Origin of the sequence: Lewinella cohaerens DSM 23179, from assembly GCF_000379805.1 — a bacterium.
In the GTDB taxonomy this organism is placed as follows: domain Bacteria; phylum Bacteroidota; class Bacteroidia; order Chitinophagales; family Saprospiraceae; genus Lewinella; species Lewinella cohaerens.
In genome coordinates, this window is the sequence record NZ_KB903555.1 from 18323 (window position 1) to 40368 (window position 22046).

A 22046-nucleotide genomic window follows, 5' to 3' on the forward strand; every position below is an offset into this window, starting at 1 on the left:
AATTAGGGCGCATATTTCTTATGGCCAAGCACTGACAGAATTGTATATTTTAAATACATTTATTCTTCCAAATATTAACCGTCATTACTGCTTGCCTTAACCTCACAGTGACGGTACATTTATTCTAAATTCATTTTACTATGAAGGTCCTGAAATTCGGTGGCTCTTCCGTATCCAAGCCGGAAAGAATTCGTAATATTGTTGATATTTTAAAATCATATTACGCTGAAGGAGAACACTTTACTGTCGTTTTCTCTGCTTTCGGTGGGGTCACAGATATGCTCATCAAAATGAGTGAACTAGCTGCTAAGGGCAACGAGAGTTATCAAGATCTATTTGATAAATTTAGCGATCGCCATTCTAAAGCAGTAGAGGAACTACTCACTGACGAATATAAAAAGGAAGTACTCCCCCAACTTGATCGTAACCACGAGGTGCTGAGAAACCTGCTGCACGGTATTTTTCTTGTGAGGGAAGCTTCGCCTCGTACGATGGATTACGTCCTCAGTTTTGGAGAGCGTAATTCTTCTTTTATCATTTCTTTTGTTTTGCGTCAGGCCGGTATCAAGAGTGCCTACCTTGATGCACGGAAAATTATCAAAACCGATAAGAAGTTTAATTCTGCAAAAGTAGATTTTGAACTGACTTATCAAAAAATTCGCGAGTACTACGCCGAGCATCCTGAGGTGCAAATCGTAACTGGCTTTATCGCTTCCGCTAAGGGTGGCCTTACCACAACTTTAGGGCGTGGAGGATCAGATTATACGGCATCACTAATTGCCGCGGGACTCAACGCAAAGGTCATTGAAATCTGGACTGATGTAGATGGTGTACTCACTGCTGACCCAAGAAAAGTAAAAAAGGCTTTCACTATTAAGAACATGACCTATGCCGAGGCAATGGAAATGTCTCATTTTGGTGCCAAGGTAATTTACCCCCCCTACGCTACAACCTGCTTTACGAAAGCAGATTCCTCTTTTCATAAAAAACACTTTCAATCCCTCTTTCCGAGGCACCTATATTTCCAACCAGTCTGATCCAGAAGGAGCTCCTGTGAAAGGTATTTCTTCTGTAAGTCAAGTTGCATTACTCACACTTGCTGGCAGTGGTCTTTTTGGCGTCCCTGGTATTGCTGCTCGCCTTTTTGGCGCCTTGGCCCAAGCTGGTATCAATGTCATTCTTATTACGCAGGGCTCAAGCGAGCACGCTATAAGTTTTGCAGTACAGCCACAAGTTGCCCGCAAAGCTAAGCGCCAGGTAGAAGAAGCATTTCAGTATGAACTAGACAGGAATATTGTTGACCCTGTAAAAGTAGAAGAAGACTTATCCGTTGTTGCTATTATTGGTGAGAACATGCGATACCGGACGGGGATATCAGGAAGGTTGTTCCAGGCGCTGGGCAAGAACGGTATCAATATTATTGCCATTGCTCAAGGGTCGAGTGAATTAAATATTTCTGTTGTCATTCCACAGAGTGACGAAACCAAAGCACTCAATGCGCTGCATGAGGCTTTCTTCCTCAGTGGTACTCAAGAGTTGCACTTATTTATGGTGGGTGTTGGATTAATAGGCAGCACCTTACTCAAGCAGCTCAAGGCGCAAACCGAATTCCTGAAAGAGAAACGTTCTTTAGAAATAAAGGTAATTGGGTTAGCCAATTCTAAAAAAATGATTTTTGATAAAGAAGGTATTGACCTAGAGTACTGGCAAGAAACCTTAGCGGAGGGAAATGACACATCCGATCTACCAATCTTCGTCGCGCGGATGAAAGAGATGAATCTCACTAACAGTATCTTCATTGACAATACCGCGAATGAGAAAGTGGCGAGTTATTATGAATCCATACTGGAACATAGCATCTCTATTTCAACACCGAACAAGATCGCTACTTCGTCCTCTTACCTCCAATACCAACGATTAAAGACAATTGCCAACAAGCGAGATGTAGCCTTCCGGTATGAAACCAATGTTGGTGCTGGGCTTCCCGTTATTTCAACGCTTAACGACCTCATTGGAAGTGGTGACGAAATCCTACAAATCCAGGGAGTTTTATCAGGATCGCTTTCCTATATCTTCAACCATTTCACAGGAGATCGTTCTTTCAGCGAAATCGTAGCAGAAGCAAAACAGCTTGGCTATACTGAACCTGACCCGAGAACAGACCTAAGCGGAATGGATGTACGACGTAAAATCCTCATCTTAGCTAGAGAGGCTGGTTGGATGCTAGAAAAAGAAGACGTGACCGTCACCTCTATTTTACCCAAGGCTGTGGAAGAGGCCGAAAGTGTAGATGAGTTTTTCCTTCAACTTGAAGCTCACAATAATCATTTTGAACAACTACGAGCTAACGCCGAAGCAGACAACAAAGTCCTAAGAATGATTGCCAGCCTGGATGAAACAGGTAAAGCTCAAATCGCATTGAAAGCTGTAGCTACCGACAGCCCGTTTTATTTCTTGAGTGGCAGTGACAACATGATTGTTTTTGTAACTGCTCGTTATAAAGATCGCCCCTTAGTTGTGCGCGGGCCTGGTGCAGGAGCAGAGGTTACAGCGGCAGGTGTTTTTGCAGAGATAATTTCTATTGGAAAATTTCTTTTTTAAAAGTAAAGCTTTAATAAAAAGAAGTAAAACTTTAAAATGATACTTGATTCTGAAATCCGCGTTTTTGCTCCAGCAACCGTAGCGAACGTCGCGGTAGGCTTTGATATCCTTGGTTTTGCCATTTATGGCCCTGGTGATGAAGTAGTCGTAAAAAAACGAGAACAACCAGGTTTAGTAATTTCAAAAATTACAGGAACCGGCGAAAAGGTACTACCTCTTGACCCTGCAAAAAACACAGCGGGGTTTGGTGCGCTTCAACTTCTTGTCCATTTGGGAATAGAAGAGACAGGCATCGAAATGGAAATCCACAAGAAGATGCCTTTTGGAAGTGGGCTAGGCTCTAGTGCAGCTAGTGCAGCAGCCGGCGTTTTCGCCGTAAATGAACTACTCGGCCAACCATTGAGTAAAACGGAACTTCTACCTTTTGCTGTTGCAGGCGAACAGATTGCTGATGGCGCCTACCATGCTGACAATGTTGGCCCATCCTTATTAGGGGGAATTCTTTTTATTCGTGACAATCAGAGCCTGGATGTTCATCAACTCCCTGCTCCTGAAGATTTGTATGCAGCCGTGGTCTATCCTTATGTTGAAGTATTAACAAAGGATGCCCGTGAAGTACTAAGCGACCAGCTCAGTCTTGCTCAACATATAGAACAGAATGGGAACCTAGGTGGGCTCATCACCGGGTTATATGAACAAGACTACGCTTTGATTGGTCGATCACTACACGATGTTATTATTGAGCCACAGCGAGCACAATTGATTCCTGCTTTTGCTGATGTAAAGAAAGCGGCATTAGACAACGGTGCACTTGGTGCAAGTATTTCAGGTGCTGGTCCAAGTATGTTTGCCTTATGCCGAGGCAAAGCGAATGCCCAAATCATAGCCAAAGCAATGCAGCGTACATTTGAAAACCACGGCATTAAAGCTAATGCCTACCCCTCTCCTATCAATAAGGAAGGAGCTATTCGTATTTAGTATTCTAAAAAAGATTCCATGCAACTATACAGTACCAAAAACAGAGACATCCAAGTCGATTTAAAGCAAGCCGTTTTCCAAGGACTTCCAGAGGACAATGGTTTGTTCATGCCCAATGACATTCCTCGACTCCCCCAAAGCATACTTGACAATCTGTCTCATCTTAGTTTTTCAGAGATTGGTTTTCATATCTCCAAGACCCTTTTTCAAGGAGCAATCCCTGACCAAGACCTGAAAGAGATCATCGACAAGGCGATTAACTTCCCTGCACCTATTGTTCAATTAGATGATCAAAAGTATATTTTAGAATTATTTCATGGTCCATCTCTGGCCTTCAAAGATTTTGGCGCACGCTTCATGGCCCAGCTCATGAGTTACTTCAACAGAGGAGAAGACCAAGAGCTAACTATTTTAGTTGCCACATCTGGTGACACGGGTGGAGCAGTAGCAGCTGGTTTTCATAAAACGCCGGGCATACGGGTCGTTATCCTCTACCCTAGCGGAAAAGTAAGTGCCCTACAAGAAAAGCAACTTACCACATTAGGACACAACATCACAGCTTTAGAAGTAGATGGCACCTTTGATGATTGCCAAGCTTTGGTTAAGCAAGCCTTCCTTGACCAGGAGTTACGGAGTAAAACTAGAATCAGTTCAGCTAACTCCATCAATATTTCCAGGCTAGTCCCTCAGTCTTTTTATTACTTCGAAGCATACAAGCAAGTCCAGAAAACAACAGAGGATATCGTTTTCTGTATTCCTTCTGGTAATTTCGGTAACCTCACCGCAGGATTACTAGCCTACAAAATGGGACTTCCTGTCCATCAATTCATTGCTGCAACCAACAGGAATGATGTAGTCCCCTCCTATTTACAAGACGGAGATTATCAACCACGACCATCTATCCGTACGCTATCAAACGCAATGGATGTAGGTAACCCTAGTAATTTTGCAAGAATGGTTGATATTTTTTCCGCTGCAAAAGGTAAAGGAATACCTTCTGACCAAGGTATATGGGAAGGCATGAATAAGCTAATTTCTGGCTTTTCCTTTAACGATCAAGAGACAGAACAAGCCGTCAAATACATCTTTGACACCTACAATTACCTCATCGACCCACACGGCGCAGTGGGTTACTTAGCGCTTGACGCCTACCAAAAACAACACCCAAACACTAAGGGTATTGTTCTGGAAACTGCCCATCCAGCAAAATTCAAAGAAGACATGGATCGAGTAATAGGCAAAGAAATTCCGGTCCCGGAAAGACTGCTAGCTCTTAGTGACCGTGTAAAAGAAGCTACATCTATGTCCATCGACTACACTAGCTTTAGAACATGGTTAATTGAGAACCTGTAAAAACAAACCTCTATTTGACAAAAGCCTTACTTGGACTATCACCCAAGTGAGGCTTTTTTGATGTTCCACGTGGAACATTACCGTAAAAATGCCGTCGATCTTTAAACCAAATCGCCTAAAATTCACTTCTATTTGAGCACATTTGATAGCAATGTTCCACGTGGAACACCGCTATCAACGACTCAGTCTTTACCTTTATGCACGCATAAAAAACGCTATAATGAAAGCAAAGTCTCTACTTATTCTATTCACGCTATGCCTTTTTGGGCATGAAATCAGCGCTCAAGACAAGCGCTACAACCAGAGTAAATTCAAACAACTCTATCAAGAACTTGCCACTCCTAATGTTTACAGAACTGCATCTGGAGCACCTGGACACAAATACTGGCAGCAGCAAGCGGACTACGTAATGAACATCCGCTTAGAGGATGATACTCAAAGAGTATATGGTGACGAAACAATCACTTACACCAACAACTCTCCTGATGCACTCTCCTACTTATGGGTTCAGCTAGATCAAAACATGCGTGCCAAAGATTCGGACACTTACAAAGCACGTACCTCTAACATTGATGACCGTATGAGTTTAAGAGGACTCAATAGCCTTGAACCCACCTTCGATGGTGGCTTTAAACTAGAATATGTCCGCGATGGAAACAACAAAAATCTTGACTACACTATTGTAAAAACAATGATGCGTGTAGACTTAGCCACTCCTTTGGCACCAGGCGCAAAGGCTACATTAAAGATAAAGTGGTGGTACAACATCAATAACAGGATGACAATGGGTGGTCGTTCTGGTTATGAATACTTCGAAGAAGACGAAAACTACCTTTATACCATTGCTCAATTCTTTCCTCGCATGGCTGTATATAGCGACAATGAAGGATGGCAAAACAAGCAATTTTTAGGCGGTGGGGAATTCACACTCCCGTTTGGCAATTATGATGTAAAGATCACTGTACCTTCGGACCACAAAATAGCAGCCACCGGAGTGCTGCAAAATGCAAAAGATGTACTGACAAAAACTGAACAAGATCGTTTTGCCCAAGCAAAAAAAGAAAGAGAAACACCTGTCATTATTGTCACAGAAGAGGAAGCGATTGAAAATGAAAAAGAAAAAGCAACCACATCCAGTACCTGGCACTTTAAGGCAGAGAATGTACGTGATTTTGCATTTGCTTCTTCCCGGAAATTCATCTGGGATGCCATGGGTGTAGACCAAGAGGATGGTTCTGTTGTTATGGCAATGTCCATGTACCCAAAGGAAGGCAACCCATTATGGGAACGCTACTCGACCAAGGTCGTTGCTCATACTTTAAAATGGTACAGCCATTATACTTTTGCCTACCCCTACCCTGTTGCTTGGTCGATCCATGCAGCAAGTATTGGTATGGAGTACCCTATGATCTGCTTCAACTTTGGTCGACCTGAGAAAGATGGCACCTATTCTGAAAGAACCAAGTATGGCATGATTGGCGTGATCATTCACGAAGTAGGCCACAACTACTTCCCAATGATCGTCAACTCAGATGAGAGACAATGGACCTGGATGGATGAAGGATTAAATTCTTTCTTACAATACCTAACGGAGCAACAATGGGAAAGAGATTATCCAAGTCGCCGTGGGCCAGCCAAAAACATCGTTTCCTACATGGCCGGTGATAAAGAAGGTATTTCTCCGATCATGACTAATTCAGAATCGATTCTACAGTTTGGCAACAATGCCTATGGTAAGCCAGCAACTGCACTAAATATTTTAAGAGAAACCATCATGGGCCGTGAGCTCTTTGATTATTCCTTCAAAGAATACGCGCGGCGTTGGCAATTCAAGCACCCATCCCCTGATGACTTTTTCCGTACAATGGAAGATGCCTCAGCAATAGATCTTGATTGGTTTTGGCGTGGGTGGTTCTTCACTACCGACAATGTAGACATCGCACTTACCGATGTAAAGTGGTACCAGATCAATACGCAGAACCCAGATGTAGAGAATGCATTAATCAGGCAACAGCAAGAAGACGGCCCTCGTCGTATTGGCAGCATCCGTAACGAAAAAGAAATCGCTAAGACGCAAGACGAAATTGATACTACCCTACGTGACTTTTATACCGAATACGATCCTCTCGCAGTAAGTATACTAGACAAGGATGATTACGAAAAACTATACGCTTCTCTTTCTGACGACGAAAAAGCAGCATTAGAAGATGGTCGTAATTATTATGAAATGACCTTCAAAAATGAAGGTGGTCTAATTATGCCTATTATCATCCAGCTACAATTTGCAGATGGTAGTAATGAAGATCACTATATCCCTGCTGAGATATGGAGACGGAACAACGAACAGGTAACTAAAGTCTTAGTTACAGAAAAAGAAGTGAGTTCAATTGTTATCGACCCCTACCTCGAAACAGCAGACACCGATCGCACCAACAACTACTTCCCTCCCCGCCAAGAAATGAACCGCTTTGAGCTGTACAGAAGAAGCAATCGTGGCAGCCGGGAAAATCCGATGCAGAGAGACCAGCGAGCAAAAGCAGCAGAAGGCTCTAACTAAAATACTGGCTTAGGGAGTTCGCAAAAAACAATCTACACATCTTCCTACAAGTTTTGCTTTATCCATCATCAGATTTTCCTTGCGTAGATTATTTATTCCCTCATCCCTTAAAGAATCCCCCCATTTATCGCCCTACGACTTGTCGTCGTGGGGCGATCCTTTTTTTAGAAAATTCCTGCGAGTACGATAAGCTTGCAAATACCCTCTTTGTGTGGGTGCGTCCAAAAAAGATTGTGCTACCAATTTCTCGACTTGCTCTTGTCGTTGAACAAACGACTGCAATAATTTCTCTATCCGTTTAGGGCGCATCTCCCAACGGTTACCAAGTTCTACAAAATCATCATAAGCAGCGTGCCCTTGCTTCTTCCACACCTCCGATTTGAATTCGTCTTCGAATAAGCCCTTACTCAAAGCAAAGTCAGAATCGTCTACATGGATACGTGTATTGAGTAGATCGTAAGCCGGACTCATCAAGTAATCCCCCTGAAGAGTTTCCAATACAGAGAAATTTTTCAAATGAGCATCTCCATTCGAAAAAAGATAATTGAAAACAAGTAGCTGAAATAGCTTCTCTATTTCTACCCGCCAAGCAGGCAGGAACTGCCGCAGTAATTCCCCCAATGCCTCGTAGCTATAATCGTACTTAAAATTGGCCCCTCCATTCTCACTGGTTCTTCCTGCCAGGGAAGCAAAATCTTCACTCCCCCATTTATGACCACCTTTACCTAAGTCAAATCGACGAGTGAGATAAGCTGGAGTCCCATCGGCAAAAAAGACCAAACCATTGGCCGCTGTATTTATACCATATACTTGCTCGGCCAGCTGCATGGTGAGATGTTCATTCATAGGAGCCTGCTCAACTTTTTTCAGATCCCGTGGAACAGGTTTCAATATGTAAGCGCCTTGCTCTTCTTCATTGGCCAGGCGTAATTCTTTACCATCCAACACCATGCTCAATTTTTCCTGAACACCAGACACCGATAAATGCTTTCTATTTTGGACAAAAGCAGCGGCAGTCTCTTCGCTCAACTGAGGCGGAGAAAAAGGTAAAACAGGGTTGACTTTTTTACCATCAAAAAGCTTTCGTAGAGCTGACGGACTATAGCTGTGATATCCCTCTGCTAAAGTGCCTGGGCAATTTTTTAATACTTCCATATTACTCCTTTTCTGCTTCCCTAATTGTTATTGCCCCTATCGTATCATAAGCAGCAGTAGCCAGTAACAATCCGAAATGGTCATCTTCATCAATTTTCAATTGCCGGCTTTGCAGCTTACGGTTTACTCCTTCGCTGAGCATATTGAAAAAAAATGGAAAAAGCACTTCACTTTCGTAAGCCTCTTCTTGTTTGGGCAATCGCAAACTAACGGCTGGCTTGGTAGGGTCACTTACCCAAGCTGGGCTATAAATAAAATGATAGTGACCACGTGCTTCCTCCGTAAGTGTCCCCAAGTGTTCTCCATTGCGGTAGACTTCTCCCTTTCTCATTTTACTTTAGTTGCCTTATTTGTAAATGTATTTCCAGACCTAGCACTTTCAGAATACGATCCAGAATATCAAGTGTAGGGTTATTTTGTCCCCGCTCCAATTTATAAAGCGTATTTACGCTCACATCAGCTAACTCTGCCAAGTCGGGTTGCGTAAGCCCCAGAAGCTTCCTTCTCTCCTTGATTTGCCCACCTATATCTTTAACTAACACTATAATGTGATTTTTTAATTAATTTAGGTAAATCTAGCCAACAATGCAACTAAAATCACCCTATCATGTGATTTCATACAATAAAACTGTTGTAGATTCTATAACACAACCCCAAATCACACTAGAGTGTGATTTTTAAGGATATTATAGTACTAAGGATACTCCAAAATTAAAAATCACACTATGCTACGATAATTAATTTCATAAATAACAATTCGCACTATTGCTGAAAAAGTATAAACATAATGTCAAAGGGATTGTCTCTATCTTTGGAATTGAAAAACAACGACCATGGACTATAAGAATCCGAAATTCATCATTGATAGTAGTCAGCTTACTCCCGGTAAAGTGCGTTGGCGCAGCCCAAGCAATATTGCCTTAATTAAGTACTGGGGAAAATATGGCCAACAACTCCCTCGTAATCCTTCGATAAGTTTGACACTTTCACAAGCAGCGACGGATACCACCTTAAGTTATAGTGCGAAGCAAAGCGATAAAGAAATAGACCTAGACTTCTATTTTGCAGGAGAATCGCGGCCTGATTTTTCTCTTAGAGTAGAAAAGTATCTAAAAATATTGTTGCCTATTTTTCCTTTTCTCGGGCAACTACATTTGCGTATTGATACCAATAACAGCTTTCCCCACTCGGCAGGAATAGCATCTTCAGCTTCCGCGATGAGTGCCATTGCATTGATCTTATGTAGTATGGAAAAGCGCTTTTTTGATTCACTCTCGGATTCAGAAACCTTTTATCAAAAAGCATCCTACCTCGCACGTTTAGGATCTGGTAGTGCTTGCCGTTCTGTTTATCCACATGTAGCAGTATGGGGAGAAGCCGGAGAAATCCCGCGAGCTTCCAACCTTTATGCGATACCTTATGCAGATCAGGTACACGATATTTTCGAAACGTACCACGATGATATTCTCATTATCAGTAAAGCAGAAAAAAGTGTTAGTAGCGGCGCCGGACATAACTTGATGGAAGGTAATCTTTATGCTGATAATCGTTACCTACAAGCACGCCAGCGTATGGATAATTTAACAGCAGCGATGCGAGCAGGTGATCTAGAAACTTTCGGAAAAATTACAGAAGCAGAAGCATTGACCTTGCATGCACTGATGATGACATCGAACCCTCCCTACCTTTTGATGGAACCCAATAGTATTGCCGCTATTCGCAAAGTACAAGCTTACCGTGCTGAAACTGGGCATCCTTTGTATTTCACACTAGACGCTGGGCCTAATTTGCATTTGCTTTATCCTGATAATATTGCCACCGAAGTAAAAACATTTATCCGTAGTGAACTCACTCCTCTTTGCCAGGATGGCATCTACATTGCAGATCGATGTGGAGCGGGGCCGGAGGAGTTGGAGGCTGATTTAAATCCAAACTAAACCAGCTGTTTCTAATTCCCTACTAAATCTTATCTTTGCAGCTTAATCCTAATTAAAAGAACCAGCACGAAGACCATTTTCGCGCGGTTCAAAAAAGTGCGTCTTATGGATTTATTTGCAAAGATTAAATCAGATCCGGGCCCTCTCGGTAAATATTCCGATTTTGCTCACGGCTACTATACTTTCCCAAAACTGGAAGGAGAATTGGCTAGTCGAATGAAATTCCAGGGCAAAGAAGTCATTGTCTGGAGTGTTAATAATTATCTCGGTTTGGGCAACCACCCAGAAGTACGTAAGGCAGATGCCGACGCGGCGAAGGACTGGGGAATGGCTTACCCAATGGGTAGCCGGATGATGTCTGGAGAAACCAAATACCACGAAGAGCTAGAGCAAAAACTTGCTAGCCACGTACAAAAAGAAGAAGGCCTTCTCCTTAACTTTGGTTACCAGGGAATCATGTCAATCGTAGATGCACTACTGACCCGTCGGGATGTAGTGGTTTATGACAAAGACGATCATGCTTGTATCTACGATGGTGTGCGGATGCACATTGGCCCTCGTTTTGCTTTTGAGCACAATGACATTGATAGCTTCAAGAAGCAAATGGAAAAAGCTACCGCCAAAGCTGCTGAAACAGGCGGTGGTATCCTGGTCATTACGGAAGGTGTATTCGGAATGCGTGGCGAGCAAGGTATCCTAAAGGAAATCGTAGCCACTCGTGACCAATTCGAGTTCCGTCTACTTGTCGATGATGCTCATGGTTACGGTACACTTGGAAAAACTGGTGCCGGCGCTGGTGAAGCACAAGGTGTACAGGATGAGATCGATGTGTACTTCAGTACTTTCGCTAAATCTATGGCGGGTATTGGTGCGTTTGCAGCAGGTGATGCTGATATTATGAATTACCTGCGCTATAACTTGCGCTCCCAAATTTATGCTAAATCATTACCGATGCCTATGGTTATTGGCGCATTAAAACGCTACGAATTGTTGCGTACTATGCCTGAGCTACGGGAGAAACTATGGCACAATGTCAACCTTCTACAAAAAGGATTGAAAGATGCTGGTTTCAACATTGGTAATACAGGAGCCTGTGTTACACCGGTTTATATGAAAGGCACTGTTGGGGAAGCACTTGCGCTCGTACATGACTTGCGCGAAAACTTTAGCATCTTCTGCTCCATTGTCGTCTACCCGGTTATACCAAAAGGACAGATGATTCTTCGTTTGATTCCTACTTCATCTCATACCGACGAAGATATCCACATCACACTTGAAGCATTTAAAGCTATCCGTACCAAACTGGAGGATGGTGTTTATGCAAAAGAAGGTGCAATGATAACGGACGATTAATTTCGGTCTTAAAAATTTAAACGGTCTGCAACTTAAATGATGCAGGCCGTTTTTTTTTGTTAGTCCCCTACGCTTTTTTCAAATCAGAAATAGTACCATTTCGTATTCAAGACTGGCCTTGAATTGCTTTTCTAAAATGGTAATAGACTTGGGCGCCCAAAGCACTAGTGCTTTGTCTTTGGCCAGTTGAAAAAATGGAAAAGAGTAGTAACTTTTCATGTCTATCGTTCACCACTTGCACCATAAAATCCTTCCATTTCCCACCACTATAATGATCACTTTTCCGGATATTCTATTGGTGATTAAAGAACTTTCTTATCAAGAGGGACTTTAAAATATTGTGGAAAAGAGTAATAAAAATACATATTCAGGGATTACAATCCCTAAATATACGTATATTGGGGGATTACAATCCCTAAATATACGTATATTAGGGGATTACAATCCCTAAATGTACAATCATGCATATTGATCGTGTACTTCATAATACCATAAAAAACAAACTAGGTACAGGAAAAGCAATTCTTATACTAGGGCCCCGCCAAGTTGGTAAATCTACTTTGCTAAAAAGAATAGCAGCAACCTTTGACCAACCCACATTACATCTAGATTGTGATGATTTGGCAGTAAAGATGCGACTGGAAGTACAGACACTTCCAAACCTTCGAAATATTATAGGACCTGCAAAACTCGTACTTATTGATGAAGCACAGAGGGTAAAGAATATCGGCTTGACCTTGAAGGTTATTACTGATCAAATTCCAAATGTACAACTCCTAGTAAGTGGTTCTTCTGCATTCGAGTTGGCTAACGAAATAAATGAACCTTTAACAGGAAGGAAGTGGGAGTACCTAATGCTTCCTATTTCAACAGAGGAAATGATCCTTTATCATGGTGGATTTACAGAGGAGCGAGACATAGAGTCCAGGCTACTTTTTGGCATGTACCCCGAAGTAATAACGCAAGCAGGAAATGAACGAGAAGTTCTTTTACAACTTGCTAATAGTTATTTATACAAAGATATTTTCACGTTTCAGGATTTGCGTAAGCCTGAACTGATTGACAAACTCTTGAAAGCACTAGCATCACAAATTGGTTCAGAGAGTACCTACAACAAATTGGCCGAAATTGTTGGTAGCGACAAGGCAACCGTTCAGCGGTACATTACTCTATTGGAAAAAGCCTTTATTATTTTTCGGCTGGGAGCTTACAGTAAAAATATAAGGACAGAGCTTAAGAAAAGTCGTAAATTTTATTTTTATGATTGTGGAATTAGAAATGCCATTATGGGTGATTTCCGACCATTATCCCAACGTAATGACGTAGGAGGTCTTTGGGAAAATTTTCTAATTAGTGAACGATTGAAGTACAATAGCTATCACCAATTTTATGGACATAGTTATTTCTGGCGTACTACTCAGCAACAAGAAATCGATTATATTGAAGAATACGATGGCCAGCTATATGCCTATGAATTCAAATGGAATAGCAAGAAAAAAGCACGTATGCCTCGTACTTTTAGCAATGCTTACCCAGACACAATATTCAATGTCATCTCTCCGGAAAACTATCAGGTTTTCTTGAATTCAACCACCCAGGAGTGATGTTTACACCAGCTTACGCATCGCCATCATTGTTCCCAGGTGCATGGCTTCGTGGGCTAGATTAAACTGGAAAGCCTCTTCAACTCTGCTTAATTCAATGCCAAAGCTCGTAGGATAAAGCTTGAAATTTTCAAAAATTCCCTGCGCATAATCGTGCTGAAATTTCACCAAGGTTTCTTCACTAAGCTGGATAAACTCCGTAAATGTTTCTTGACTTACGCTCCCCTGCGGAGCACTTCCTTTGCGATAAGCTTCTACCATTGATTGATCCACCAAAGGTTTTAAGCCCGAAAGGCCATAACATAATAATTGTTGGGTAACAATAACATGACCAAAATTCCATACCAGGTTATTCCGAAAACCATCGGGAATTTTATTAAGCTCATCCAGCTGTAGGGGCTTCAATAGGCTCAGCATATTTGCCCTCGTTTGCTGTGTGCTTTTCAGTATAAATTCAAAGTTAGCAATAGTCATAAGCCTGATTAAAGGAGTGAAAATGATGGTAGACGCTATTCTACATAATGCCTAGTCAAAGTTAACAAACTACTTAAGGATTCATATTTTTGTGAACATAAAAAGCACACCTCTACATATGCGAGTACTTATCCAGCGTGTCACCGAAGCTTCCGTTACGATTGAAGGGAACGTAAAATCAGCCATTGGCCCGGGCTTACTAGTCTTATTAGGTATAGAAAACGAAGACGCTGTCGAAGATATCGACTGGCTTTGCAAAAAAATAATACAGCTACGAATCTTTAGCGATGAAGAAGGAAAAATGAACCTTTCGGTTCTTGATACACAAGGGCAGATTCTTGTCATTAGCCAGTTCACCCTTCAGGCGAGTACAAAAAAAGGCAATCGCCCGAGTTATATAAAAGCAGCTCGCCCAGAAGTAGCTATTCCTCTTTACGAACAGTTTGTCGATCGGCTCAGCGTTGCACTAGGGCAACCCGTCGGAACAGGAGAATTTGGTTCAGACATGAAAGTCCGCCTGCTCAATGATGGGCCGGTTACTATTTGGATTGATTCCAAAAACAGAGAATAGGAACAGCACGAAAATACATAGTGCCGTTTTAGTTCACAAACAAAATTTTCGTCACAACCGCATCGGGTTGAGCCAATCCGGCCTCACGGGGGTTGGTGGTACTGAATACTAAATAAACACCCGTTTGCACCCGGCGGCCATTGTAGTCGCGGCCATCCCAAACAGCCTGTCCACCTAGTGCTTCCGTTTCGTAAACCAGCTTGCCATTAACATCCGTAATCTTAACATTGGCATTAACTGCCAAGCCTCGCACTGTTATCGGTCCATCATATTCGGGCCGTACAGGATTCGGGAAAACGGTAGGTTCGGCATTATTAAGTCGAGTACCTACAATGGCATCTCCTTGATAAGAAATTACCCCTTCGTCTGTACCAAAAAACACCTCTCCTGTTCGGTCATTGATCGCAATCGTACGGATAGAGTTGTCTAAAAGAGGAGAGTCATCTTTGGTGAAGTGAATCAATTCTTCTTTCCCATCTGGTGAAAGTAGATAAGCGCCGTTGGTCGTTCCTACCCATTTACGGTTGGCACCATCAACGGCAATCGCCTGAACCGTTTGAGTTTTAAAAAGATATTCCAGAAAGCCGTCCAAGTCTACGGTTCGCAAAGAACCTTGGCAGTTGTCGTCAAAAGCAGCACTTCCACATTCGAAGATCACGATACCTTGATTGGTACCCACCCATACATCACCATCCTGATCAATGGCCAAACAGTTGGTTTCGTTAGTGGGAACATTTGAGTTGTTGGCAGTAAACGAGCGGCAGCGATCATCATTAGGATTGTCTAATTCTCCTTCGTCAAAAAGCAAAACCCCTGAGGTTGTACTTCCTGAAATAATCCACTTGTAATTGGTACTTGGGTCTATCGCTATCTGAAAGAGATCGTTTTGTCCACAAGTTTCAGCAAAGGAAACCCAGGTACCATCAGGGTTTAGTCGGTGGAGTGGTTTTCCTTCCAATGCGCGATAATTACTTACCCATAATCCGCCTTCGTCATCTACAGCCAAACCACTCACTCGCGTGCGGCTATCGTCTCCGCTGGTGTTACTTAATGGAGAATTGGAATCATTAAAAAGGCGAATATTTTCACCATCTATTTCAATAAGCCCCGTATAATAAGACGCGCCGTACACCTTTCCATTTGTTGTATTTTTCACAACATCAATCAAGGCAAAAACATCATCGTCTCGCTGACTGTCAGAGGTATTAAAACCTTTAAAAGCTTCCTTGCTCCATCGATTATAAATCTCCCAATCACCATTGGCCAAAGAAGCCATTCCGTGGTCTGTAGGTATCGGTGTACGGTTGGGTTCGTGGGCACCGGCAGCCAGCCACAGTGTATCATCGTAAACTTCAAGGTCCCAAACCTTCTGGCTGTATGGAGAGTTGATTTCAAACGTATTACAGAAATCATCGGCAGTATTGTCAAGCCAACGAAAGCCCATGTATTCATCACCAAACCAAACCTGCCCATACTGATCCTCAATGGCGTAATTACTACGGCCAATACAACCAGGCGTCAAGGCTCCACCACTTCCATCTGCTTTAAAATAAAGAACTTGGCCATTGCCACAACCACCATCTACACAGCGATATCCCGCTAAAAGGTGCTCCCCTTCTGCAGATAAATACCTTAACCCGTAATTATCGGTTTGATCAGAAAAAAGAACAGGGCCACCATTTTCCCAGCGATAAATATCTTCGTTGATACCAAGATACAATTCCCCTTCATAAATCGTCATTGCACTGGTAGAGTAATCATCAGGAAAACCGGCCTCTGTGCCCAGAAAGTTCCAGGTGCTAAAGTCATCCGCAGTAGGGTTACTAACAGGGGTCTGATAAATTCCTTCGCCCGTGCCTGCGTAAATATTACCTTCAAAAACAGCTACGGAAAGAACGTTTGCCTCTCCCATAAAAGTGGTAAACGGAAAAGAACCATTATCCACACGAAAAGCAGAAACGCCGTAACTACCTGCCAGGAAGAGTGTGTTAGCATCGTATTCAAAAATATCGTTGATCGTTTTCTCTCCCGTAATATTCGTGAAATTCTTAATAGATCGTACCGTTACAATCTCACCTTCATCGTATAAATCGATAATCCCGTCATCGTAAACGATAATTAATTTTCCACTCGGTTCATGAAACCTAATCATCCGAAAGTCTACGCCCGTAAGACCGTCAACTGTGGTCTTAAACTTAGGTGCAATCTCGTCTTTATCCAGGATCATCAAAGCAGCACGCGTAGTATAAAAAATCTGATCAGCACTTTGCGTGACTGATAACCCAACCCGCTTGGGTGGATGCGCTCGCCATTCTCCAATGGGTAAAATGTTTTGGCTGAAGGCAAGAAGTGGTAAAAGGAAGAAAGCGAGTAGTAGCTGAGGTTTCATAAAATTATACATCTGTTCAAAAGGTAAACCAGTAAGCCTGGAAATGTATTGCTTAAAAGGCTAAAATTAGCATCTTAAGTTAGACTAGCGACAATAAAAAGTCAGGTATTAAAACAAGGTCAGTGGATCGTCATTTACCAGTTGGTGCAACTCGGAGCCATTACTCCTTACGCTGTTCACCCTTTGGCTCACTCGATAATGCTTCAATACATCATTGGGAGGTGTTTTTAACAATGCTAAAGTATCCTCCAGGGCTTGGTCACGCAGCCAAGCTTGTTGTTCATCTTGCCCAAGGAGTAAAACCGGCATACGGTTATGAATACCTTCCATCTCTTTATTAGGAGCAGTGGTGATAATAGAAAAAGTGCGGTACTCTTCGTTATTAATTTTAGCAACATCCCAAATCCCCGCCATGACCAGCAGCTCGTCATTACTCCTTAATATACGGTAAGGCAATTTTTGCTGCCCCGATCGGCGCCATTCGTAAAAACTATCCGCGATCACTAAACAACGTCGTTGCCGAATAGGAATTCTAAAGGAAGGTTTTGTAACTATGCTTTCGCTACGCGCATTGATCAACCTTGCTCCTTGCTGTATATCTTTGGACCAATAAGGAATTAGCCCCCAGCGTATTGCCTGTAATTGATGAGGAGCTTGGTTGAGAATAACAATAGCTTCTTGTGTAGGAGCCAGATTATAGTTGGGAATAATTTCAGAACTCCCAACCAAAGAAATCTGTAATTGTTGCTCTACTTGTGCTACCGTATAAACTTGTGAATATCTACCACACATGCCAAAATTTTATAATTATTAATAACTACACAGAAACAAAAACATGCAAAATAGCCCGTCAAAGTTTTCCACAATTGACTTTTTCACAAACCATTAAGTACATAAAAAACAAGCAGTTAAGCAAATCAGTTTTCAACACAAGCTGTGGAGAGTTCTGGGGATTACCGTCGATTTATAAACATCTACTAACAGACTGTGATGTTGAAAATCGGTGCTACTCGTTCAAAGTCGTTTTTTCGTGGAAAGCGACAACGTTATTGACATTTAAAAGTCAAATATCCATACCCGTTTTTAAAAAAGTTATTCCGTTGACAAATAATCCACCGACTGTGAATAAGTTTGCATATTCCTTATTAATCAAGGAGTTTCCATGTGAATTAAGTGTTAGTTAATATCGGCTTTTTATTAATACTCACTTAACCTAGACTTAACTTATTTTTTTCTCCACCATACTAACAGCCCTAATAATAATAAGGGAATTGAAAAAAAATTATTAAAATCTATTAATAGGAACTATTACCGAAAGCACCTTGAGAAACAAATTCATGAGTATAGCAGCGGTAATAGCGCTTAATCAAAATAAGAATTATGGATGTCCAGCAAGACGGTTCTGATGAGGTTTTAAATCCAGCCTTGGGGAGTAATGGCTACCGACCAATTGTAAAGTGGTGGCTTGTGATAGGAGTAATTATGATTATAGGGCAGATTGTCATTGGTGGGATCACCCGCCTGACAGGTTCTGGCTTGTCTATCACTAAATGGGAAATAGTTACGGGCACTTTGCCCCCGCTCAATGATGCGGACTGGCATGTGGAGTTTGACGCTTACAAAGCGACCCCCCAATATGCCAAGATTAATGAGGGAATGAGTCTGCAGGAATTCAAGTTTATTTACTTCTGGGAGTATTTTCACCGCCTCTGGGCGCGTTTGATGGGATTTGTGTTCGCTATCCCCTTTGTTATCTTTTGGCGCAAGAGGTGGCTCGACAAGCCCTTGATGAAGCGTTTGGGGATAACTGTATTGCTCGCTGCGGTAGTCGCCTCCTTTGGTTGGATTATGGTCGCTAGCGGTTTAATCCAACGCCCCTGGGTAAATGCCTATAAATTGACGATGCATTTATCCCTGGCTTGTATTCTCTATGCTTACCTACTTTGGACGGTGTTTAAAGTCTTTCAACCCAACCCCGAAAGTTTTCCACATTCAGTGTTGAAAACTTGGGCCAAGGTGCTTACTGTCCTCACTTCTATACAAATTATTCTGGGGGGAATCATGTCGGGAGCAAAGGCCGGATTGTTTTTTCCAACCTGGCCTGATATGAATGGAGAATGGGTTCCAGAGGTACTTACGCAATCGAGTATGTGGAATGTGGAAAACTTTGTTAACTACGACGCTACATTGTTCCTTCCAGCACTCGTGCAATTCACCCATAGGGGTGTAGCTTATATATTGACAATCATTGTTTTATACTTTGTATGGAAATTGTTAAAAGTGACCAATTCGCGAATTATAAAGCAAGCATCTTACCTGTTGGTAAGTATGTTAGTAATCCAGGTGTTATTAGGAATACTTACAGTTGTTAACAGTGTTGGTATGATTCCTGTAGCCTTGGGCGTATTGCATCAGGCGGGGGCGATATTCTTATTATCAGCTGTGTTATTTGTTGATTATCAACTATTACGAGAATAATCAACATTGAGTGTGGATAACTGTGTATAACTAACGTGAAGTTAGTAGATTCATAGTCCAGAATGGGGGTTACTCTTCTTCTTCGACGGGGTAAGGTTCGAGCCAAAAGCTGTTAACTTCCTGACCACCAATGAGCTTGATGCGTTGCATGTTTAAAAGCTCCAGTAGGCCCAGGAAAGTCACAATAGCGTGAATGCGATTTTCACATTGCCCAAAGACATCTATAAAGCTGGGGCGGGAGCCAGAGTTGATCAAGGTAAGAATATGTTGCTGTTGCTCCTCTATAGAATAATTGAACTGTACTATCTTGTGAACGGTAGGCCGCTTCTTGGCTTCTTCGGCCTTTTCCATCATCCGTTCGTAAGCACGGAGTAGTTTGAACAGGGTAACGGATTCTAGTTCTGCGTCTACCAAAGCCTTAGTGGCAATATCCTGTAGCTCGCTGCTTACGTTGCCTCGGTAATTGCGTAATGAGCGACTTTCTTCTAGTTCGCGCATTTCTTCCAGTATGCTCTTATACCTTTTGTATTCCAGTAGCCTGTTTACCAGTTCTTCCCGTGGATCAATTTCATTGCCTTCCTCGTCAAGAGGTTTGCGTGGGATGAGCATTTTGGCCTTGATGCGACAGAGGGTTGCTGCTACCAAAACAAATTCGCTAGCCAGGTCAATGTCCATCTGTTCCATTTGCCGGATATAATCAAGGAAATCATCCGTAACTTTGGCAATTGGAATATCGTAAATGTCCAGCTCGTCCCGCTCGATAAAGAAAAGCAGGAGGTCGAAAGGACCTTCGAATTGGGGCAGCTTAATCGTGTAAGACGTACTCATGTCGCAAAGGTAAGGCTTTGGTCGTAATTGTGTATGTTATGTTCTGTGAAGGCTTAAACCATGTAAGTTGTTATAAGACCATCTAATTTGTTTTCTTATATGCCCTTATATTCCTTATATGGTTTAAGAATTGTATAAATACTGCATTATGAAAGAAAGCGGGAATCAGTCGGTTGGAAAACTCTATTTGCTACCTGTTCCATTAGGGGAGGATGCTTGGCATACTGTTCCGGAGTATGTAAAAGAAATTATTCATGGTTTAGATGTTTTTGTCGTTGAAAGGGCGAAAACAGCACGGCGTTTTCTTAAAGCCATTGCATTTCCTACGGCTTTTGATGATTGTCTGTTTTTTGAATTAAACAAGCGTACAGAAGCGGGGGATATTCCATCTTTTTTAGAAGCCACTAAGCTTGGCCGATCTGTTGGTTTATTGTCAGAAGCTGGCGTTCCTGCAGTCGCTGATCCCGGAAGCCGACTGGTGTTGGCTGCGCACCAGCAGGGGGTAGAAGTGATGCCGCTGGTAGGGCCTTCTTCTATTTTGTTGGCATTAATGGCTGCTGGAATGAATGGCNAATCTTTTGCGTTCAAGGGTTATCTGAGTGCTAAACGCCCGGAGTTAGCCAAAGAACTTAAACAATTAGAAATACAAGCTAATCGCAGGGGGGAGACTCAAATTTTTATTGAAACTCCTTACCGTAATTCATCTATCGTAGAAACAGCCCTGAACGTGTTAGATGTCAATACGCTCTTTTCAATTGCTGTAGATATTACCTTGCCTACGCAATGGATTCAGACTCACACTATTGGTGTTTGGAAGAAACTTACTTTGCCTGATTTGCACAAAAGGCCCGCGGTCTTTGTTTTGGGAGGGCGCAAAAAATAGCACTAAACTATATGAATGATTTTAAGGACGTAATTATTGATCTGCTACAAATTACGATTGGCGTTTTATTTGCAGCTGTAGGGCTCAATGCTTTTTTGCTACCTAATGGCTTTTTAGATGGAGGAATCACAGGTGTAGCTTTATTGACCAATATATTGACGGGTATTGATATTTCCTGGTTGCTCCTTCTTATTAACTTGCCTTTTCTAATAATCGCTTACTATGTTGTCTCGAAATGGATTTTTTTCAAATCAATCTTTTCGATAATTGGTTTGGCCATTTTTGTCCACTGGGGAATTTTACCGCCAGTAACAGATGATAAATTACTGATTGCGATTTTTGGTGGCATCTTTCTAGGAATGGGAATTGGTATTACGATTAGAGGAGGTGCTGTACTTGACGGTACCGAGGTGCTAGGGATTTATCTAAATGATCGCTTTGGAATCAGTATCGGAAAAGTTATCCTTATTTTCAATATCATTCTTTTTGGAATTACTATTTATTTTACGAGTTGGGAAACGGGCATGTACTCTATCCTGACCTTTATCGTGACGGCCAAGATTACGGACAGTATTATTGAAGGATTTGAAGATTTTATCGGACTGACGATTATCTCCAAGAAATCGTCAGAGATTAGTAAGGCTGTTGTTCATGAAGTAGGTGCTGGAGTAACGGTTTATAAAGGCCAAGGTGGCTACGGTTCACATGGTGAAAACACAGAATTGGAAATAATCCACAGTATTATTAATCGCATTGACCTACGGAAGATACACCGAGTAGTGGATCGCATTGACCCTAAAGCATTTGTTGTAGAGTTTGATGTAAATAATGTACAAGGCGGTATTTTGAGGAAGTACTTAAGCCGAAAGACAGGGAATTAAACTT

The 22046-nt window shown here is 42.1% G+C and carries 20 protein-coding genes; 12 read left to right on the plus strand and 8 right to left on the minus strand.

Features of this window, described 5'->3' with window-relative positions; genetic code table 11:
- Window positions 1-140: 140 nt before the first annotated feature.
- From A3EU_RS35050 to A3EU_RS0119330, 5 genes are all read left to right on the plus strand, one after another.
- Window positions 141-1037: an aspartate kinase gene (locus A3EU_RS35050; RefSeq protein ID WP_245569377.1), complete on the plus strand. Its 897-nt coding sequence runs from the start codon at window positions 141-143 to the stop codon at window positions 1035-1037.
- The gene (thrA, locus tag A3EU_RS31115; RefSeq protein ID WP_245569379.1) at window positions 982-2601 is read left to right on the plus strand and encodes a bifunctional aspartate kinase/homoserine dehydrogenase I; all 1620 of its coding nucleotides are present in this window, start codon (window positions 982-984) and stop codon (window positions 2599-2601) included. The genes A3EU_RS35050 and thrA overlap by 56 nt, the downstream gene beginning before the upstream one ends.
- Window positions 2602-2637: 36 nt before the next feature.
- Complete coding sequence (locus A3EU_RS0119320; protein ID WP_020537845.1) at window positions 2638-3579, plus strand: homoserine kinase; 942 nt, start codon at window positions 2638-2640, stop codon at window positions 3577-3579.
- 18 nt (window positions 3580-3597) lie between these two features.
- Window positions 3598-4932, plus strand: a complete 1335-nt coding sequence (thrC, locus tag A3EU_RS0119325) for a threonine synthase (protein ID WP_020537846.1) — start codon at window positions 3598-3600, stop codon at window positions 4930-4932.
- Window positions 4933-5152: 220 nt separating this feature from the next.
- Window positions 5153-7489: a M1 family metallopeptidase gene (locus tag A3EU_RS0119330; protein WP_020537847.1), complete on the plus strand. Its 2337-nt coding sequence runs from the start codon at window positions 5153-5155 to the stop codon at window positions 7487-7489.
- A 132-nt stretch (window positions 7490-7621) separates the two neighbouring features.
- Here A3EU_RS0119330 and A3EU_RS0119335 read toward each other — a convergent pair whose 3' ends face one another.
- Genes A3EU_RS0119335 through A3EU_RS0119345 form a run of 3 tightly spaced genes read right to left on the minus strand, consistent with a single transcriptional unit; the run spans window position 7622 to window position 9186 of the window.
- Window positions 7622-8644, minus strand: coding sequence for a HipA domain-containing protein (locus A3EU_RS0119335; RefSeq protein ID WP_020537848.1), 1023 nt, complete (start codon window positions 8642-8644; stop codon window positions 7622-7624).
- A gap of 1 nt (window position 8645) precedes the next feature.
- A complete protein-coding gene (locus A3EU_RS0119340; protein WP_020537849.1) occupies window positions 8646-8975 on the minus strand; it encodes a HipA N-terminal domain-containing protein in 330 nt (109 codons plus the stop codon).
- A 1-nt stretch (window position 8976) separates the two neighbouring features.
- On the minus strand, window positions 8977-9186 hold the full coding sequence (locus A3EU_RS0119345) for a helix-turn-helix domain-containing protein (protein WP_020537850.1): 210 nt from the start codon (window positions 9184-9186) through the stop codon (window positions 8977-8979).
- A gap of 291 nt (window positions 9187-9477) precedes the next feature.
- Between A3EU_RS0119345 and A3EU_RS0119350 the strand changes: the two genes are divergently transcribed.
- Together A3EU_RS0119350 and A3EU_RS0119355 are read left to right on the plus strand one after the other, a co-directional pair.
- Complete coding sequence (locus tag A3EU_RS0119350; RefSeq protein ID WP_020537851.1) at window positions 9478-10581, plus strand: diphosphomevalonate decarboxylase; 1104 nt, start codon at window positions 9478-9480, stop codon at window positions 10579-10581.
- 105 nt (window positions 10582-10686) lie between these two features.
- Window positions 10687-11934, plus strand: a complete 1248-nt coding sequence (locus A3EU_RS0119355) for an aminotransferase class I/II-fold pyridoxal phosphate-dependent enzyme (RefSeq protein WP_020537852.1) — start codon at window positions 10687-10689, stop codon at window positions 11932-11934.
- A gap of 78 nt (window positions 11935-12012) precedes the next feature.
- On the opposite strand, the gene A3EU_RS34600 is transcribed toward A3EU_RS0119355, so the two are convergent.
- Complete coding sequence (locus A3EU_RS34600; RefSeq protein WP_020537853.1) at window positions 12013-12153, minus strand: hypothetical protein; 141 nt, start codon at window positions 12151-12153, stop codon at window positions 12013-12015.
- Window positions 12154-12395: 242 nt separating this feature from the next.
- Here A3EU_RS34600 and A3EU_RS0119365 point away from each other — a divergent pair, with 242 nt between their 5' ends.
- Window positions 12396-13538, plus strand: coding sequence for an ATP-binding protein (locus tag A3EU_RS0119365; protein WP_020537854.1), 1143 nt, complete (start codon window positions 12396-12398; stop codon window positions 13536-13538).
- A 3-nt stretch (window positions 13539-13541) separates the two neighbouring features.
- Here A3EU_RS0119365 and A3EU_RS0119370 read toward each other — a convergent pair whose 3' ends face one another.
- Complete coding sequence (locus A3EU_RS0119370) at window positions 13542-14012, minus strand: DinB family protein (RefSeq protein WP_020537855.1); 471 nt, start codon at window positions 14010-14012, stop codon at window positions 13542-13544.
- A 118-nt stretch (window positions 14013-14130) separates the two neighbouring features.
- Between A3EU_RS0119370 and dtd the strand changes: the two genes are divergently transcribed.
- Window positions 14131-14583, plus strand: coding sequence for a D-aminoacyl-tRNA deacylase (gene dtd / locus A3EU_RS0119375; protein ID WP_020537856.1), 453 nt, complete (start codon window positions 14131-14133; stop codon window positions 14581-14583).
- 28 nt (window positions 14584-14611) lie between these two features.
- Here the strand turns inward: dtd and porZ are convergent, their stop codons facing one another.
- Window positions 14612-16972: a type IX secretion system anionic LPS delivery protein PorZ gene (gene porZ, locus A3EU_RS0119380; RefSeq protein WP_169433375.1), complete on the minus strand. Its 2361-nt coding sequence runs from the start codon at window positions 16970-16972 to the stop codon at window positions 14612-14614.
- Between the two features lie 108 nt (window positions 16973-17080).
- Window positions 17081-17764, minus strand: a complete 684-nt coding sequence (locus A3EU_RS0119385; protein ID WP_020537858.1) for an SOS response-associated peptidase — start codon at window positions 17762-17764, stop codon at window positions 17081-17083.
- A gap of 588 nt (window positions 17765-18352) precedes the next feature.
- Between A3EU_RS0119385 and A3EU_RS0119390 the strand changes: the two genes are divergently transcribed.
- Window positions 18353-19450, plus strand: a complete 1098-nt coding sequence (locus tag A3EU_RS0119390; RefSeq protein WP_020537859.1) for a COX15/CtaA family protein — start codon at window positions 18353-18355, stop codon at window positions 19448-19450.
- A gap of 69 nt (window positions 19451-19519) precedes the next feature.
- Here the strand turns inward: A3EU_RS0119390 and A3EU_RS0119395 are convergent, their stop codons facing one another.
- Window positions 19520-20278 carry a segregation and condensation protein A gene (locus A3EU_RS0119395; RefSeq protein ID WP_020537860.1) on the minus strand — a complete coding sequence of 253 codons (759 nt, stop codon included), beginning with the start codon at window positions 20276-20278 and terminating at the stop codon, window positions 19520-19522.
- A 148-nt stretch (window positions 20279-20426) separates the two neighbouring features.
- On the opposite strand from A3EU_RS0119395, the gene A3EU_RS0119400 reads away from it, so the two are divergent.
- Together A3EU_RS0119400 and A3EU_RS31120 are read left to right on the plus strand one after the other, a co-directional pair.
- The gene (locus A3EU_RS0119400) at window positions 20427-21161 is read left to right on the plus strand and encodes an SAM-dependent methyltransferase (protein ID WP_020537861.1); all 735 of its coding nucleotides are present in this window, start codon (window positions 20427-20429) and stop codon (window positions 21159-21161) included.
- A gap of 11 nt (window positions 21162-21172) precedes the next feature.
- Entirely contained in the window at window positions 21173-22042 is an 870-nt protein-coding gene (locus tag A3EU_RS31120) for a YitT family protein (RefSeq protein ID WP_020537862.1), read from the plus strand.
- Window positions 22043-22046 lie beyond the last annotated feature (4 nt).

Excerpts from the sequence above, each read along its gene's own strand:
- porZ (WP_169433375.1), bottom strand. The coding sequence starts at position 16,972 with ATGAAACCTCAGCTACTACTCGCTTTCTTCCTTTTACCACTTCTTGCC.
- A3EU_RS0119320 (WP_020537845.1), top strand. The coding sequence starts at position 2,638 with ATGATACTTGATTCTGAAATCCGCGTTTTTGCTCCAGCAACCGTAGCG.
- A3EU_RS31120 (WP_020537862.1), top strand. The coding sequence starts at position 21,173 with ATGAATGATTTTAAGGACGTAATTATTGATCTGCTACAAATTACGATT.
- A3EU_RS0119365 (WP_020537854.1), top strand. The coding sequence starts at position 12,396 with ATGCATATTGATCGTGTACTTCATAATACCATAAAAAACAAACTAGGT.
- A3EU_RS0119390 (WP_020537859.1), top strand. The coding sequence starts at position 18,353 with ATGGATGTCCAGCAAGACGGTTCTGATGAGGTTTTAAATCCAGCCTTG.
- A3EU_RS34600 (WP_020537853.1), bottom strand. The coding sequence starts at position 12,153 with ATGAAAAGTTACTACTCTTTTCCATTTTTTCAACTGGCCAAAGACAAA.
- A3EU_RS0119395 (WP_020537860.1), bottom strand. The coding sequence starts at position 20,278 with ATGAGTACGTCTTACACGATTAAGCTGCCCCAATTCGAAGGTCCTTTC.
- A3EU_RS0119370 (WP_020537855.1), bottom strand. The coding sequence starts at position 14,012 with ATGACTATTGCTAACTTTGAATTTATACTGAAAAGCACACAGCAAACG.
- A3EU_RS0119355 (WP_020537852.1), top strand. The coding sequence starts at position 10,687 with ATGGATTTATTTGCAAAGATTAAATCAGATCCGGGCCCTCTCGGTAAA.
- dtd (WP_020537856.1), top strand. The coding sequence starts at position 14,131 with ATGCGAGTACTTATCCAGCGTGTCACCGAAGCTTCCGTTACGATTGAA.
- A3EU_RS0119340 (WP_020537849.1), bottom strand. The coding sequence starts at position 8,975 with ATGAGAAAGGGAGAAGTCTACCGCAATGGAGAACACTTGGGGACACTT.
- A3EU_RS35050 (WP_245569377.1), top strand. The coding sequence starts at position 141 with ATGAAGGTCCTGAAATTCGGTGGCTCTTCCGTATCCAAGCCGGAAAGA.
- A3EU_RS0119385 (WP_020537858.1), bottom strand. The coding sequence starts at position 17,764 with ATGTGTGGTAGATATTCACAAGTTTATACGGTAGCACAAGTAGAGCAA.
- A3EU_RS0119350 (WP_020537851.1), top strand. The coding sequence starts at position 9,478 with ATGGACTATAAGAATCCGAAATTCATCATTGATAGTAGTCAGCTTACT.
- thrC (WP_020537846.1), top strand. The coding sequence starts at position 3,598 with ATGCAACTATACAGTACCAAAAACAGAGACATCCAAGTCGATTTAAAG.
- A3EU_RS0119335 (WP_020537848.1), bottom strand. The coding sequence starts at position 8,644 with ATGGAAGTATTAAAAAATTGCCCAGGCACTTTAGCAGAGGGATATCAC.
- A3EU_RS0119330 (WP_020537847.1), top strand. The coding sequence starts at position 5,153 with ATGAAAGCAAAGTCTCTACTTATTCTATTCACGCTATGCCTTTTTGGG.